The organism is Maricaulis sp., assembly GCF_048270265.1.
Taxonomy (GTDB): domain Bacteria; phylum Pseudomonadota; class Alphaproteobacteria; order Caulobacterales; family Maricaulaceae; genus Maricaulis.
This window is the reverse complement of record NZ_JBLWTD010000014.1, coordinates 61,356-75,603: the sequence shown is the minus strand read 5'-3', so window position 1 is coordinate 75,603 and position 14,248 is coordinate 61,356. Positions and strand designations below refer to the sequence as shown.

General features: G+C 66.4%; 9 protein-coding genes. 7 read left to right on the top strand and 2 right to left on the bottom strand.

Going from position 1 to position 14,248, the window contains the following annotated elements:
- The coding region (locus ACN0YF_RS09335; RefSeq protein ID WP_417494159.1) for a hypothetical protein at window positions 1-1,546 on the bottom strand (1,546 nt) is incomplete at its 3' end.
- A 228-nt stretch (window positions 1,547-1,774) separates the two neighbouring features.
- On the opposite strand from ACN0YF_RS09335, the gene ACN0YF_RS09330 reads away from it, so the two are divergent.
- Window positions 1,775-2,218 carry an energy transducer TonB gene (locus ACN0YF_RS09330; protein WP_417483079.1) on the top strand — a complete coding sequence of 148 codons (444 nt, stop codon included), beginning with the start codon at window positions 1,775-1,777 and terminating at the stop codon, window positions 2,216-2,218.
- 202 nt (window positions 2,219-2,420) lie between these two features.
- A complete protein-coding gene (locus tag ACN0YF_RS09325) occupies window positions 2,421-4,904 on the top strand; it encodes an ATP-binding protein (RefSeq protein ID WP_417494158.1) in 2,484 nt (827 codons plus the stop codon).
- A 14-nt stretch (window positions 4,905-4,918) separates the two neighbouring features.
- Here the strand turns inward: ACN0YF_RS09325 and ACN0YF_RS09320 are convergent, their stop codons facing one another.
- Window positions 4,919-5,239, bottom strand: coding sequence for a 2Fe-2S iron-sulfur cluster-binding protein (locus ACN0YF_RS09320; protein WP_417483081.1), 321 nt, complete (start codon window positions 5,237-5,239; stop codon window positions 4,919-4,921).
- Between the two features lie 104 nt (window positions 5,240-5,343).
- Here ACN0YF_RS09320 and tsaE point away from each other — a divergent pair, with 104 nt between their 5' ends.
- Genes tsaE through addA form a run of 5 tightly spaced genes read left to right on the top strand, consistent with a single transcriptional unit; the run spans window position 5,344 to window position 14,212 of the window.
- The gene (gene tsaE, locus ACN0YF_RS09315) at window positions 5,344-5,811 is read left to right on the top strand and encodes a tRNA (adenosine(37)-N6)-threonylcarbamoyltransferase complex ATPase subunit type 1 TsaE (protein ID WP_417494157.1); all 468 of its coding nucleotides are present in this window, start codon (window positions 5,344-5,346) and stop codon (window positions 5,809-5,811) included.
- A complete protein-coding gene (locus tag ACN0YF_RS09310) occupies window positions 5,798-6,898 on the top strand; it encodes an aminoglycoside phosphotransferase family protein (protein WP_417494156.1) in 1,101 nt (366 codons plus the stop codon). The genes tsaE and ACN0YF_RS09310 overlap by 14 nt, the downstream gene beginning before the upstream one ends.
- Window positions 6,895-7,608 (top strand): nucleotidyltransferase family protein, encoded by a 714-nt coding sequence (locus ACN0YF_RS09305; RefSeq protein WP_417494155.1) that lies wholly within the window; start codon window positions 6,895-6,897, stop codon window positions 7,606-7,608. Before ACN0YF_RS09310 ends, ACN0YF_RS09305 begins: the two co-directional genes overlap by 4 nt.
- Window positions 7,605-10,664 carry a double-strand break repair protein AddB gene (addB, locus tag ACN0YF_RS09300; RefSeq protein WP_417494154.1) on the top strand — a complete coding sequence of 1,020 codons (3,060 nt, stop codon included), beginning with the start codon at window positions 7,605-7,607 and terminating at the stop codon, window positions 10,662-10,664. The genes ACN0YF_RS09305 and addB overlap by 4 nt, the downstream gene beginning before the upstream one ends.
- Window positions 10,661-14,212, top strand: coding sequence for a double-strand break repair helicase AddA (addA, locus tag ACN0YF_RS09295; protein ID WP_417494153.1), 3,552 nt, complete (start codon window positions 10,661-10,663; stop codon window positions 14,210-14,212). The genes addB and addA overlap by 4 nt, the downstream gene beginning before the upstream one ends.
- Window positions 14,213-14,248 lie beyond the last annotated feature (36 nt).

Sequence of the window (14,248 nt, the reverse complement as noted above, 5' to 3'; positions counted from 1 at the left end):
CGCTGCTGGCGATCAGCCCGGCGACCAGGCTTTCGATCAGGGCCAGCCGCGCCGCGCTGTCAGGCGCTTCCAGCAAGGCCTCCCGCGCCTGTGGCGGGGAGGGGGCCGGCATGGGCGGCGGGGCGGCGACGGCCATCGTGCGGTCGTCATCGAGCGGAGTTGCGGAACCGGTGCCGGCTTCGGCACTCAGTCCTGCGCGTTCGCTGTCCGTTATCGCGGCGGCGGCTGCCACGGCTTCCAGGCTCGGCAGATCATCTTCGGCGTCGATCTCGCTGTCAGCCGGGACAGGCGCTTCGTCGCCGGATCCGGAATCCGGCTCGGGAGCCGTGTCCGCATTGGCGGCAGCTTCGACCTCCGGTTCAGCCTCGTCCGCCGTCCTCGCGGTTGTTTCCGCTTCAGTGTCCGCATCGTCGATGGCTGCTGCCGCAGCTTCGACTTCAGCTTCGGATGATGTCGCGGAATCGGCTTCAGCGGCGACTTCGCCATTGGCGGCGGATTGGGCTGGCTCGGCGGCGGTATCGGACGCTTCCACGATTTCCGTTTCGACCACAGCCATTTCCTCGGGCCGGGCGTCTTCGCTGGTTTGCGTGGCGGCATCATCGCCTTCGGCAACGGCTGACGCTGTTGCGATCGCGGTGGCTGCCACGGCGGCGGCAAGGGGTTCCGGTGCGATCGGCGCGGAGCGGGAGGCCTCGGAGGTGCGAACGCCTTCCTCGGGCGGATGGCGCAGGACATATTCGGCCAGGCGCTCGACGCGGGCATTGAAGCGGCCACCATCGCGGACCCGGTTGATGAAACCGCCGATGATGAACAGCAGAACGGAGCCGCCGACCATCAGCAATGTTGCCACCGGGCTGGCCAGAATGGCGCCGGAGACAAGGCAGAGCAGTGCCAGGGCCGGCACGTAGAGCAGGCGCCAGGAGCGCGCGAAGAATGCGATGAGAGCCAGAATGGCGACGCCGGTTGCGAGGCCCCATTCCGTCAGCTGGTTCATCGGTACCACGCCCAGGGCGGCGATGCCGTCAAACAGGCCAGTTGGCAGCGCCAAATCGAGCCGCCAGCTGGCAAGGCCAGGCATGCGCGCACCAAGTTCGGCGTAAATGTCAAAGGCCGGCAGGCCCGTCATCATGGTGCCGTTCAACTCGGTGAGGAAGGTGTGCAGGGCCGGCCAGGCAGCCGCGACAGCGACCAGTGCCAGCAAGAGAACGGACAGCCACCAGTTCAGGGTCCGTGTCACGCCGGAACGGGCCAGGATCGAGGTGGCATCCGGTGCGGCACGCATCCAGACATTCCGGGAGTGATTGATGATGGCGACCGGCCGGGAACGCCGGCTGGGGCCCGACTGGACGCGCAGGACCGTTGCGGTATCGCCGGCGGCGAGGGCGCTGGTTCGCTCCAGCAGGCGGATGTCATGGACGACACCGTCACCGTCGGTGACGCGGCCTGTGCCGGCGTCGGAGCTGGAGATCTCTCCGGAAACAGTGATGAAGTCGATCCGGCGTGAGCCGAAGGACTGTCCGGCGTGAGCTGTGGGCAACAACGACATGACGCAACGCACCTTGTAAAACACTTGGCGGACAAGGCTCTGTGCCAATCCGGGCCAATCAATGGTAACTTCCGATTAATCCTACAAGTTCGATGCCGGAATTAGAACCGTCGAAATGATGAAGTTTATATGCGACGTAAAAAGCGGCACCGGACGCGGCCTGCATCCGGTGCCGCGGCGCTGCGCGTCCGGTTTGCTTCGGCCATGCCGCGCGCTAGCTTGTCGCTCATGATCCGTTCCCTGCTCGCCCTGATTTGCCTGTCTCTTGCCGGCTGTGCTGCCTTGCCCGGCGGGCTGTTGCCGTCGGCACCGCAGCGCGCGCCGTTCCGGCCCGTCGATGTCTACCCGACCCCGCCCAATGTCGATTTGATGATTGGTCCCGAGGATTGCCGCGGCTCGACCCTGGCCGCTGTGTCGGCTCCAACCCCGGCCTATCCGGCCGGTCCCTATTCTCACGGACGGCAGGGCTGGGTGGTCGTGCGCTTCCATGTTTACTCGGACGGCAGCGTTCACCGTGCCCGCGTTGCCCGCGCTGTGCCCGATGGCCCCTTCAACCGGGCCGCATTGCGGACAGTGTCGGACTGGCGTTTTCAGCCGCTCGACGGTGTCGATATCCTGCAGAATTGCGTCGTGATGTTCGAGTTTCGTGCTGGTGAAGTGCAGATCCGCTGATCGGGATGTGCTGTCCGGCCGGGCTGAAATCCACGACCAGATCCGGCTTGTGCACGGATATTATTCGCGGTTTTGCGTGCGCCTGATAAGTTATTAAGAGTTTTGCGGTGCCGGGCATCGCCCGAGAGTCCCGGCGCCGTTATCATGGTGATTCGTGCAGGCCTCGATACTTGGGGTAGATGCCTGCCACAGGGCGAGATTGATGACCGGACAGACCTTCCAGATCGTGACCCTGATCGTCACACTTGGCGCCGTGGCCTTTGCCTTCGCGACCGGGATGTGGGCCTACCGCCTGACCGCAGGCGCACGCGCAGCCCAGACCTTGTGGCGCCGGCGAACTTCGGAACTGGAAGACAAGATTGCCCGCGCCGACAGTGTGTTCGGGGCGCATCCGGGCCTGGTCCTGGTCTGGGACGAGCCGCCCTTTGACGACACCGACACGAGCTGGGGCCATCCACGGATCTTCGGTTCGCCGGTCGCACTGGCCTCGCTGCTGCGTTTTGCCGAAGCCAGCGACGGTCCCGATCCGGCCAGCACGCTGATGGAAGGGCTTGCCGATTACGAGGCGCGCTCGGCCGGTGGTGACGAGACGACCCTGCGCTTGCGTTTCCAGGAATTGATGCAGCAGGGCAGCCCCTTCTCGCTGACGATTCTGGGGCCGGGCGGCCGGTTTCTCGAAGTCGATGGCCGCGCAGCCGGTACGCAGCTGGTGGTCTGGCTCTCGGACTCCACGATTCGTGGTCTTGAGGAATCCGGCGCCCGTGGACGGGTCGAGGAGGCGCAGCGCCTCGTCAGCAAGGACCCGCTCGCATTCCTCGACATGCTGGGGCGCGCCCCCTTCCCCGCCTGGCGCATGAATGCGACGGGCCGGCTGGAATGGGCCAACCAGGCCTATGTGAATGCTGTTGATGCCGAGCATGTCGACCAGGTTTTGCAAAAACAGACCACGCTGGATGCCGGCATGGCCGAGCAGGCCGCCCGGGCCACCGCCAAGTCCGATGTTGTCGGCGATACGCGTGTCGTCGTGGTCGGCGGACGCCGGCGCTCCATGCAATTCCTGGTCTTTCCGGTTTCCGGAGGCGCTGCCGGTTTCGCGCTTGATGTCACCGAGGGCAAGGAAGCCAAGGCCGATCTGTCGCGTTTCCGCCGCGCCCATGACGAGACCCTCAATCACATGGCCGAGGCCGTGGTCGTGTTCGATCGCTCCAAGCGGACCGCCTTTCACAACACGGCGTTTTCCAAACTGTTCAAGCTCGACGAGGCCTGGCTCAATGACCGGCCTGGTCATGGCCAGCTGCTCGACCGCATGCGTGAAAAGCGTCTGCTGCCGGAACAGGCCGATTTCGCGGCGTGGAAGGCCCAGGAACTGGCCCGCTACGAGGCGGCGCCGGGCGATGAGACGCCGGACGAGCTGTGGCCCGTTCCCGACGGCCGGACGTTGCGGGTTGCCCGCCAGCGGCACCCGCTCGGCGGCCTGATGCTGATCTTCGAGGACAAGACCGACGAACTGGCTCTGCGCGCGCGCTACAACACCCTGATCAATGTCCAGCGCGCCACGCTCGACAAGCTGCACGAAGCCGTCGCCGTGTTCGGTGCCAATGGCCGGCTTCAGCTCAATAATAATGCCTTCGAGCAATTATGGGGCTTCGACCCCGATGAGCTGGACGGGCAACCGGATTTCGAGACCGTGGCTGAAACCTGCGCCACCCTGTTTGCCGATGACCGCGTCTGGAACGATATCCGTGCCCGCGTCACCGATCCGAGTCCGCAGGCGCGCAAACAGGTCACGGGCGAGATGCACCGCTCCGACGAGCGCGTGTTGACCTATCTGACGCGGCCCTTGCCCGATGGCGCGACCCTGATCTGCTGGGATGATGTCACTGACAGCCGCCGCATCGAGGAAGCCCTGCGCGAGCGCGCCGAGGCGCTGGAGACATCGGAACGCATCAAGACCGAATTCGTCGAGCATGTGAGCTATCAATTGCGCACGCCGCTGACGACGATTGGCGGCTATGCCGACCTGCTCGCCCAGGGCTTTGCCGGCGAGCTGACCGACCGGCAGAAGGAACCGATGGCGGCGATCCAGTCGGCCTCGTCCCATCTGGCCAAGCTGATCGATGACATTCTCGATGTCGCCGCGATCGATGCCGGCCAGTTCGAGCTCGACCTGGGTGATGTCAATCTCGAGGACGTGGTTCGCGAGGCTGCCGAGCTGGTCGCGGCCCGTGCTGACCATAATTCCATCAAGCTGGATGTGCGGGTCGATGGCGATGTCGGCCTGCTGCGCGCTGACCGCAATCGCCTCAAACAGGTCGCGATGAACCTGCTTTCCAACGCGCTGCGCCATGTGCAGGCCGGTGGCAGCATCACGATCGGTGCGCGCCGTGAGGGCGATCAACTGACCTTGTGGGTCAATGATAATGGCGAGGGCATTGCGCCCGAAAAACAGGCCAGTGTGTTCGACCGCTTCGCCCGCGGGGAACGCGGCGGTGCCGGTCTCGGCCTGGCGCTGGTGAAGGATATCGCCCAGCTGCATGGCGGCTGGGTCGAGCTCAAGTCAGAGCCGGGCGAGGGCACGCTTGTCGCCTGCCACTTGCCCGCCGAGGCGCGCAGCATGGCAACGCCGAAGGAGCTCGATCTCAAAGGTGTCCTGCAGGATGATTCCCGGATGGCGACGGACAACTAGCCGTCGCGCCTGCCTCAGCCCTGGTGTTCGGGCATCCGCACGATCAGGCCGTCCAGGTCTTCAGTGACCTTGATCTGACAGGACAGACGCGAGGTCTCGGTGACGCCGTCGGCGAAATCGAGCATCGACTCTTCCATCGCTTCGCGTGATCCGGTCTTTTCGAACCAGGCCGCGTCGACATAGACATGGCAGGTCGCGCAGGCACAGGCCCCGCCACAATCGGCATCAATGCCGGGAATGGTGTTGCGAATGGCACCTTCCATCACCGTCAGGCCGGGTGCGACCTCGATGCTGTGTTCGGTACCATTGTGTTCGATATAGGTGATCTTGGCCATGCGACGCTCCGGTTCTGTGTCTTGGAAATGAACAGCGTTCACCGCGATGTCAAGATTGCGCCTCACCGCTTGCCGTTGCCGCCGGGCTTCGCTATGCGCGAAGCATGAGCCATTCGCACCCTCTCGTCCTGACCGATATCGCCGCCACCGCGGCGCTGGGTCATCGTCTTGCTGCGGTTCTGAAGCCGGGCGATGTCGTCTGCCTGGCCGGCGATCTGGGCGCGGGCAAGACGACCCTGGCCCGCCAGGTCATCGCCGATCTGTGCGGCATCGATGATGCCCCCAGCCCGACCTATACCATCGTGCAGGTTTATGAGACGGCCGCGGCGGTTCCGCTCTGGCATGTCGATCTCTATCGTATCGACGAGCCTGGCGAGCTGGAACAGCTCGGCCTGGATGATGCTTTCGACGAGGCCATCACACTGATCGAATGGCCTGAGCGGCTTGGCGCCGCAATGCCCGCTGACCGGCTGGAAATTTCCATAGCCATGGCGGGCGCAGGCGTGGAGACTGTCCGCGAAGCCCGGGTAACAGGGTTCGGAAACTGGGAGAGCCGAGTTGACGCAATCTGATCGCGACACCGCGCGTGCAAGCTTTCTGGACAAGGCAGGGTGGGGCGATGCCGAGATCTCGGCCTTGCCCGGAGACGCCTCGACGCGCCGCTATTTCCGCCTGTCCCGCGGAGACCAGAAGGCGATGCTGATGGATGCGCCCCTGCGCGCCGAAGCCCCGACCTGTCCGGAGAATGCGACAGCGCAAGAGCGGGCGGAGCTTGGCTATAATGCCCAGGCCCGGCTTGCCGGCTCCAATCCGATCGCCTTCGCGGGGCTGGCTACGGCACTGGTCGAGCGCGGCTTCTCCGCGCCGCGCCTTCTGGCGAGCGATACCGGCCAGGGGTTTCTCCTGCTCGAGGATCTCGGCGATGCCCTGTTTGCCCGGCTCCTGCCCGGTCAGATGCATGAGGGTCGGCTCTATGTCGAAGCGGTTGATGTCCTCGCGGCGCTCTATCGCGCCTCCTTTCCCGACCGGGTCGAGTTCGACGGGCAGAGCTGGCCGCTTCTGGCCTATGACGAGGTGGCGCTGGGCGCCGAGGTTGAACTCTTCCTCGACTGGTATGTCGCCCGCCATGCCGGGCTGGAGATCGACGTCGCTGCCCGCGCTGACTGGACGGCGATCTGGAGCCGTGCCTTTCAACGGCTCGACACCTGCGCGCCCGGCCTGGTCTTGCGCGACTTCCACGCCGAAAACCTCATCTACCTGCCCGAGCGCGAAGGACATGCCCGTGTCGGCCTGCTTGATTTCCAGGACGCGCTGATGGGCCATCCCGCCTATGACCTGGTCTCCCTGATCGAGGATGCAAGGCGCAGTGTTGACCGCAATCTGGCGGTGCCCCTGAAGGCGCGCTTCGTCGAGCAGGCGGGGATTGAGGACGCTGCCGGGTTCGACGCCGCCTATGCGGTGCTCGGTGCCCAGCGCAATGCCAAGATCCTGGGGATTTTCGTCCGCCTCGCCCTGCGTGACGGCAAGCAACGTTATCTTGATCTTCTGCCGCGCGTGGCCCGGCACTATGTCGGCAATCTGCAACACCCGGCCCTGTTGCCGCTGCTGATGTGGACGAAAACCCACACGCCGTGCGTCTTTGCGGAAGCGCACAAATGATCCGGATCGACACCGGCATGGCGCTCGCTGCCGGGCTTGGCACCCGGATGCGCCCGCTCACCAATGATCGCCCCAAGGCGCTGGTCGAGGTGGACGGCAAGGTGCTTCTGGATTGGGCCCTGGAGCGCTTCGAGGCCGCTGGTGTGACAAACACCATCATCAATGTGCACCATTTCGCCGACGCGATGCAGGCTCATATCGAGGCGCATCCGCGCGCCGCGAAGCTGACGATCTCCGACGAACGCGCCGAGGTTCTCGAAACCGGTGGCGGCGTCGTCAAGGCGCTGCCCCTGCTCGGCGAGGATCCCGTTTTCATCTCCAATATCGATGCCATCTGGGTCGATGGCCCCGAGGCCGAGCTCGACCGCATGCGGGCGGCCTGGGATGGTGACCGGATGGATGTGCTGCTCCTGCTCGCGCCGATGGAGGCTACGCTGGGCTTTGACGGCGCCGGCGATTTCTTTCTCGGCGAGGATGGCCGGGTTTCCTGGCGTGGCGAGGCGGCGCGTGCGCCCTTTGCCTATGCCGGTGTGCAGATCATGAAGCCGTCCATCATGGCCGGCCGGCCGCAGGCCCGCTTCTCGATGACCGAGGTCTGGCGTGATCTGGTGCCGCGCGGCCGTGTCTATGGTCTACCGATGCAGAGTTTCTGGATGCATGTCGGCGATCCGCAGGCGGTGAAGGCAGCCGAGGCGCGTCTGGCAAGGTGAGCGAGAGCCTGTTCGATACGCCGGCCCCGCGCCTCTACACCCTGCCGCCCCAGGCCGATTTCCTGCGATCCATCGCCCGCCGCCTGCGGCTGGAATTCAATGTCGAGGCGCATCCCGACGCGCTGACCCGGGTCCTGATCCTGACCCCGACCCGCCGTGCCGCCAAGGCGCTGGGTGATGCCTTCTCCGAGGAGGCGGGCAATGGCGTCGCATTGCTGCCGATGATCCGGCCGCTCGGCGATATCGATGTCGATGATCCGCCCTTCGAGCCCGGCGAACTGGCCGGCATCGCCCCGCCCGCCGTCTCGGCCTCGCGCCGACGCTTCGAACTGGCGCGTCTGATCCTCGCCAAGGAAGAGGCGCTGGGCCGCGAAATCGGCATTGGCGGGGCCCTCGCCCTGGCCGAGCCGCTCGGCGCCCTGCTGGATGATCTGGCGACCGAGGATGTGGAGGATTTCTCCATCCTGGACGAAGCGCTGCAGGAGCATTTGCCGGCGGATCGCCGCGAGGCCGTCGAGTTTCTCAATATCGTCGGCACGATCTGGCCGATGCGGCTGGAAGAGCTTGGCCTGGTCGATAGCGCCCGGCGGCGTTCCATCGTGCTCGGCGCCCTGGTCGAACGCTGGCAGAACCAGCCGCCATCCCACCCCGTGCTGGTCGTCGGTTCCACCGGTTCCATACCTGCGGCCCGCGATGTGATGCGCTGTGTCGCCATGCTGGAGCAGGGCGCTGTCGTGCTGCCCGGTTTCGACTGGGACGCGGACGATGCCGCCTGGGACAAGATTGATGATGCCCACCCGCAATGGGCGATGCGCGATTTCGTGGACACGCTCGGCGTTGAGCGGCGCGCGGTGAAGCAATGGCCCGGCTCGGCCGAAGAAGCACCGGCGCGGGCACGGCGGCGCGTGATCGCGGAATCCCTGCGCCCGGCTGAAGTGACCGATGGCTGGCTGGGCCGGGTTGAGCGTCTGGCCGAGGAGTTTGGCGCGGACTTCTTTGCCCGTGGCCTTGATGGCCTGTCCCTGATCGAGGCGCCGGACCTGCTGGCCGAGGCGCGCATCTGCGCCCTGCTGCTGCGCGAGACGCTCGAGACCCCGGACAAGACCGCCATTCTTGTCACCCCCGACCGTGGTCTGGCGCGCCGGGTTGCGGCCGAGATGGACAAGTTCGGCGTCCGGCTTGACGATTCCGGTGGCGCGGCGCTGTCGGAGACCCATGCCGGGGCTTTCCTGCTGCGCTTGCTCGATGTCGCCGAGGATCCAGGCAGTGTTGTGGCCCTGTCGGCGCTGTGGGGCTCGCCGCTGTTTGCAGCCGGTCTGGAACGGGGCCTGGTCCATGGCGTGCTCGGGAAGTTCGAGGCCGAGGCCCTGCGCGGCGTGCGCCCGGGCCGGGATCTGGCCTCGGTCCGCGCCCGGCTTGATGGCAAATATGTGCACCTGTTCGATGATGACCGGGCTGCGATCGAGACGATCCTGACGGCGATGGATGCGGTCACGGCCCCTCTGGGCGACGACGAGGTCCTGCCGGCCGCCATCTGGGCCGAGCGCCATGCCCGCGCCGCCGAAGCCATGGCCTCGACGCCGGAGCGTGACGGCGCGGTGAGGCTCTGGTCCGGCGAGGGCGGGGAGGCCGCAGCCGGCGTATTGCGCGAACTGCTCGGCGAGACCGAAAGCCTGCCGCCCATGCGCCTGTTCGATTATGCCGGCGCCTTCCGCGAACTGGTGCGGGCGCGCAGGGTGCCGCCGCGCGTGGGCGTGCATCCGCGTCTGCAGGTGCTCGGCCCGCTCGAGGCGCGTCTGATCGGGGCCGACCGCATCGTGCTCGCGGGCCTCAATGAAGGTGTCTGGCCGGCCGGTCTCGGGGTTGATCCCTGGCTTTCGGCCGGCATGCGCAAGGCTTTGAAACTGGGCGCACCGGAACGGCGCCATGGTCTGGCCGCGCATGATTTCGCGCAGCTGGCGGCCGGGGCGGAAGTGTTTCTGACGCGGGCGACCAAGGCCGATGGCGCGCCGACGGTTGCCTCGCGCTGGGTCTGGCGCCTGAAGACGCTGGTTGAAGGTGCGATGGGGCGCGAGGCCGCCGCTGTGGCGCTGCGTCCGGCTGTCGATTATGCGGCGATCGCGCGTGATCTCAACGCGCCGGGCTGCGCGCCGAAACCGGCGCCGAAGCCCGAACCGTGTCCCCCGGTTTCGGCGCGGCCACGCAAGCTCTCGATCACCGAGATCCGCACCTGGGTGCGCGATCCCTATTCCATCTATGCGCGCCGCATTCTCGGCATCGACCGGCTCGACCCGGCCGATATGCCGATCGGTCCGCGCGAACGCGGCACGGCATTGCACAATGCGTTGCACGAGGCCTTCATGGGCTGGAAAAACGTGCTGCCCAAGGACGCCGAGGCGCAATTGGTCGAGATTTCGCGGCGGCATCTGGTGATGGCCGGTTTCGCGTCGGAGGAGCTGGTGGTCGAACTGCCGCGCTTCGCCCGCGCCGCCCGCTGGCTGGTCGCCTGGGAGCGGGAGCGCCGCGCGGCCGGCATCACCATCGCCGAGCTCGAGATCAAGGGCGAGCTGACGCTGGACATGCCCGGCGGCGACTGGGTGTTGAATGGCCGCACCGACCGCTTTGACCGTCATCCCGATGGCCGTATCGACATCATTGACTACAAGACCGGCGGCGCGGCGACGCCGAAGGAAGTGGCTGCCGGTTTCGATCCGCAATTGCCACTGACCGCCGCGATGGCGCGCGAGGGCGGCGTGTTCAAGGATTTCGCCGGTGATCCGGCTGGGCTGTATTATGTGAGGCTGCCGGGCAATGCCCAGGGCGGCGAGGAAACACGGATCGACAGTACAAAGACCACCCCGACCGCCGCCGAGATGGCGGACCAGGCGATTGCCGACCTGCGCGAATGGATCACTCGTTTCGACAGCGAAACAGAACCCTATCTCTCCCAACCGCGCGCCAAGTACGTCAATGATTACGGCGATTACGATCATCTCGCCCGGCGCGGTGAATGGGCCAGTGCGCCTGGTGGCGGCGAAGAGGGGAGCGAGACATGAGCGATCCCGGTTTCGATGCCGCCATCATCCGCAGCGCCACCGCCGAGCAGGATCGCGCTGCGGACCCTGCGGCCAGCGTCTTTGTCGAGGCCAATGCCGGCTCCGGCAAGACCCGGGTACTGGTCAACCGCGTGATCAATCTCCTGCTGGACGGCACCCCGCCGGATCGCATCCTGTGCGTGACCTATACCAAGGCCGCCGCGGCAGAGATGAAGGAGCGCCTGTTTGACCGGCTCGGTCGCTGGTCCGTCATGCCGGATGAGGCGCTGGGCAAGGAGTTGGCGAAGCTGGGGCAGTCCCGGCGCGATCCCGGTTTCCTGGCCACGGCGCGCAAGCTGTTCGCCATGGCGCTGGAGACGCCGGGCGGGCTGAAGATCCAGACGATCCACGCCTTTTGCGAAAATCTGCTGCGGCGCTTCCCCCTCGAGGCCGGTGCACCGCCGGGCTTCAAGACATTGGACGATAGCGAGGCCGCGAAAGTCGTCGAGGCGGCGCGGCGACGCACGCTGAAACGGCTGGACCGCGATACGGTCGACACGCTGCTGCAGGCCGGAGGCCCCGATGCGCTCGGCAATATCCTGCGCTGGACCCGCTTCAATCGCCATAAATTGCGCGATGCGCTGGAGCGGGCCGGTGATGCCGAGGCGCTGGTCGGCGCGATGTATGCGCTGTTTGACCTGCCCGTCGGCACGCGGTCGGCGGCGCTGAAGGCGCAGGCATGGGCGGAAGCCCCGCATGCGCATCTCGCTGAAGCGGTGATCGCGCTACGCAATTATGGTGGCAAGACCGACCTCACCCGGGCGTCAGCGCTGGATGCCGCGCTGAAGGCGGCCACGCCCGACCTTGCCTTTGATGCCTGTCTGCCGGCGTATTTCATTTCCGGTGGCGAAGGCAGTCGTGCCAAATCGCTCATCACCAAGGATTGCGCCAAGGCTGCGCCCAGCCTGCCCGCCCTGTTTGATGCCGAAGCCGAGCGTCTGGAACTGGCCCGCGACCGGGTCCGCGCGGCCAGGGTTGCCGAAGCGAGCGCTGCAGCACTGCAGGTGGCGACTCTCTTCCTTGAGGCCTATGACGCGGAAATGTTGCGCCAGCGCGCGCTCGATTTCGATGACCTTGTTGTGCTTTCGGGCCAGCTCCTGAGCGCCGCCAACGCGTTTTCCGGCTGGGTTGGCTACAAGCTCGATGGCCGCCTGGCGCACGCGCTGGTCGATGAGGCCCAGGACACTGCGCCGCGGCAATGGGACATGATCAGCTCCCTGACGGCAGAGTTTTTCGCCGGCAAGGGGGCCAATGAGGACAAGCGCACCCTGTTCGTGGTCGGCGATGAGAAACAGTCGATCTATTCCTTCCAGGGCGCCGAGCCGGCGCGCTTTATCGCCGAGGGTGATGCGCTCGGAGAGAGGGCCGGGGCTGCGGGGCTCAAATTTGCCCGTCCAGGTCTCGATGTCAGCTTCCGCTCCGCACCGGAAATCCTGCACGCGGTTGATCTGGCCTTTGCCCCGATCGCGGCGAGCGCGCCGGAAACCAAATTCGTCAATACCGATCCGGCGCGGCCCTTCGCTTTCTACCACAATCACAAAGCCGCGCGCTCGGGCACGCCGGGCTGTGTCGAGTTCTGGCCGGCTGTACCCAAGCCGGAGGCGGTCGAGGAGACCTCGATCTTCGATCCGGTCGATGCCCCGGGCCGGGGTTCGGCGCGCGATATTCTCGCCCAGACAATTGCCGGAGAGATCCGCGCCATGCTCGATCGCGGCGATGCGGTCTGGCAGGAGACCGGTGGCCGTTTCGAGCGGCGACCGGTGCGGCCCAGGGATATCGCCATTCTGGTCTGGCGCCGCACGGGCGGCTTCTTCGAGGAAGTGATCCGCCAGCTCAAACTGGCCGAAGTGCCCGTGGCCGGTGCCGACCGGATGGTGCTGCGCGAGCAGACGGTGGTGAAGGATCTGCTGGCGCTGGGCCGGCTGGCGATCACGCCGGGCGATGATCTCGCCCTGGCCGAATTGCTCAAATCGCCCTTCTTCGACCCGGTCGCCAGCCCCGTACCGCCGATTGATGACGCGGCCCTGTTTGATCTTGCCGCCAGCCGGCGGAACACAAATCGCGGCGCGCTGTGGAATGCCCTCTTCACCTCGAGCGATCCGCGATTTGCCGAAGCGAAGGCGGCGCTGACGAGCTGGCGCAACAAGGCCGATAGCGAGGGGCTCTACGACGTGTATTCCGGCTTCCTCAATGCGCGCACCCCGACTGGCGAGAGCCGCTGGGCGCGGGTGCTGGCGCGGCTGGGCGAGGAGGCGCGCGATCCGGCGGAGGTCTTCCTGGGCCGCGCGCTGGAGCATGAGCGCGAGCATGGCGGCGCCATGGCGAGCTTCATTGCGGCGCTGCAGGGCGAAGAGACCCAGCTCAAGCGCGAAATGAGCACCGACCGGGACGAAGTCCAGGTGATGACGGTTCACGCCTCCAAGGGGCTTGAGCGCCCGGTGATCATCCTGCCCGACACCACCCGCTCGCCGGCGACCGGCAAGGGTGAGCCGATTTTCAGCCATCCGGAGGCGGGCCTGATCTGGTCGCAGCGCAAGGCGGAGGATCCGCCAGTGGTGGCCGAGATGCGCGAACACGCCGCCGCCAAGGTGCAGGCCGAGCATGGCCGCCTGCTCTATGTCGCCCTGACCCGCGCGCGCGACCGGTTGATCGTTTGTGGCTGGCGCCAGGGCAATGGCCCGTCCGGCAGCGTGGCCAAGGACAGCTGGTACACGCAATTGGCGTCACAATGGTCCGGCGAGGAGTGGACGGAATTTGACACGCCGCTCGCGGCCCGGGTCGAGAATATTGGCCGCGGCTTGCGGCTGGGCGAGGCGCCGGTCGCGCTCGGCGCCCATGATCGCGGCGCGGGTGGCTCCACAGCCGTGCCGGGCTGGGCGGTCGAGCCGGCCGGGACCGAAGCGGGTGCGCTGCGGGCCATTGCCCCTTCACGACTGCTGGCAGGCGATGAAGAGGCCGAAGCGGTGGTCTCTCCCCTGCTTGATCCGGGCGGGCATCGTTTCCGCCGCGGCGAGGTGATCCACAAACTGCTCGAGACACTGCCCGATCTCGAGCCCGAACGCCACCGTGATGCCGCGACGCGCTTCGTTGCCGCGCAGCCTGATCTCGACGCCGAGGCCCGCAGCATCATTGTCGAGGAAACCCTTGGCATCCTCGCGCATCCCGATTTTGCCGACCTGTTCGGCCCGGGCAGCCGCGCCGAGGTGGCGCTCACCGGTACCGCGCCGGGCCTGCCGCCGGGCACCAAGGTGCGCGGCCAGGTCGACCGCCTGGTGGTGACCGGGGACGAGGTCCTGATCGTCGACTACAAGACCAACCGCCCGCCTCCGGCCGATATCAGCGGCGTGGCGCGGATTTATCTCGGCCAGATGGCAGCCTACCGGGCACTGCTGCGCAGCTTGCATCCGGGCAAGACGGTGCGTTGTGCCCTGCTGTGGACCGATGCGGCGCGCCTGATGGAACTCCCCCCGGAGTTGATGGATGAGGCCCTGTCAGGTGCAAACTCTTGACGATTGACCCGGCGCTGCTTACCTCACGCCTCATCC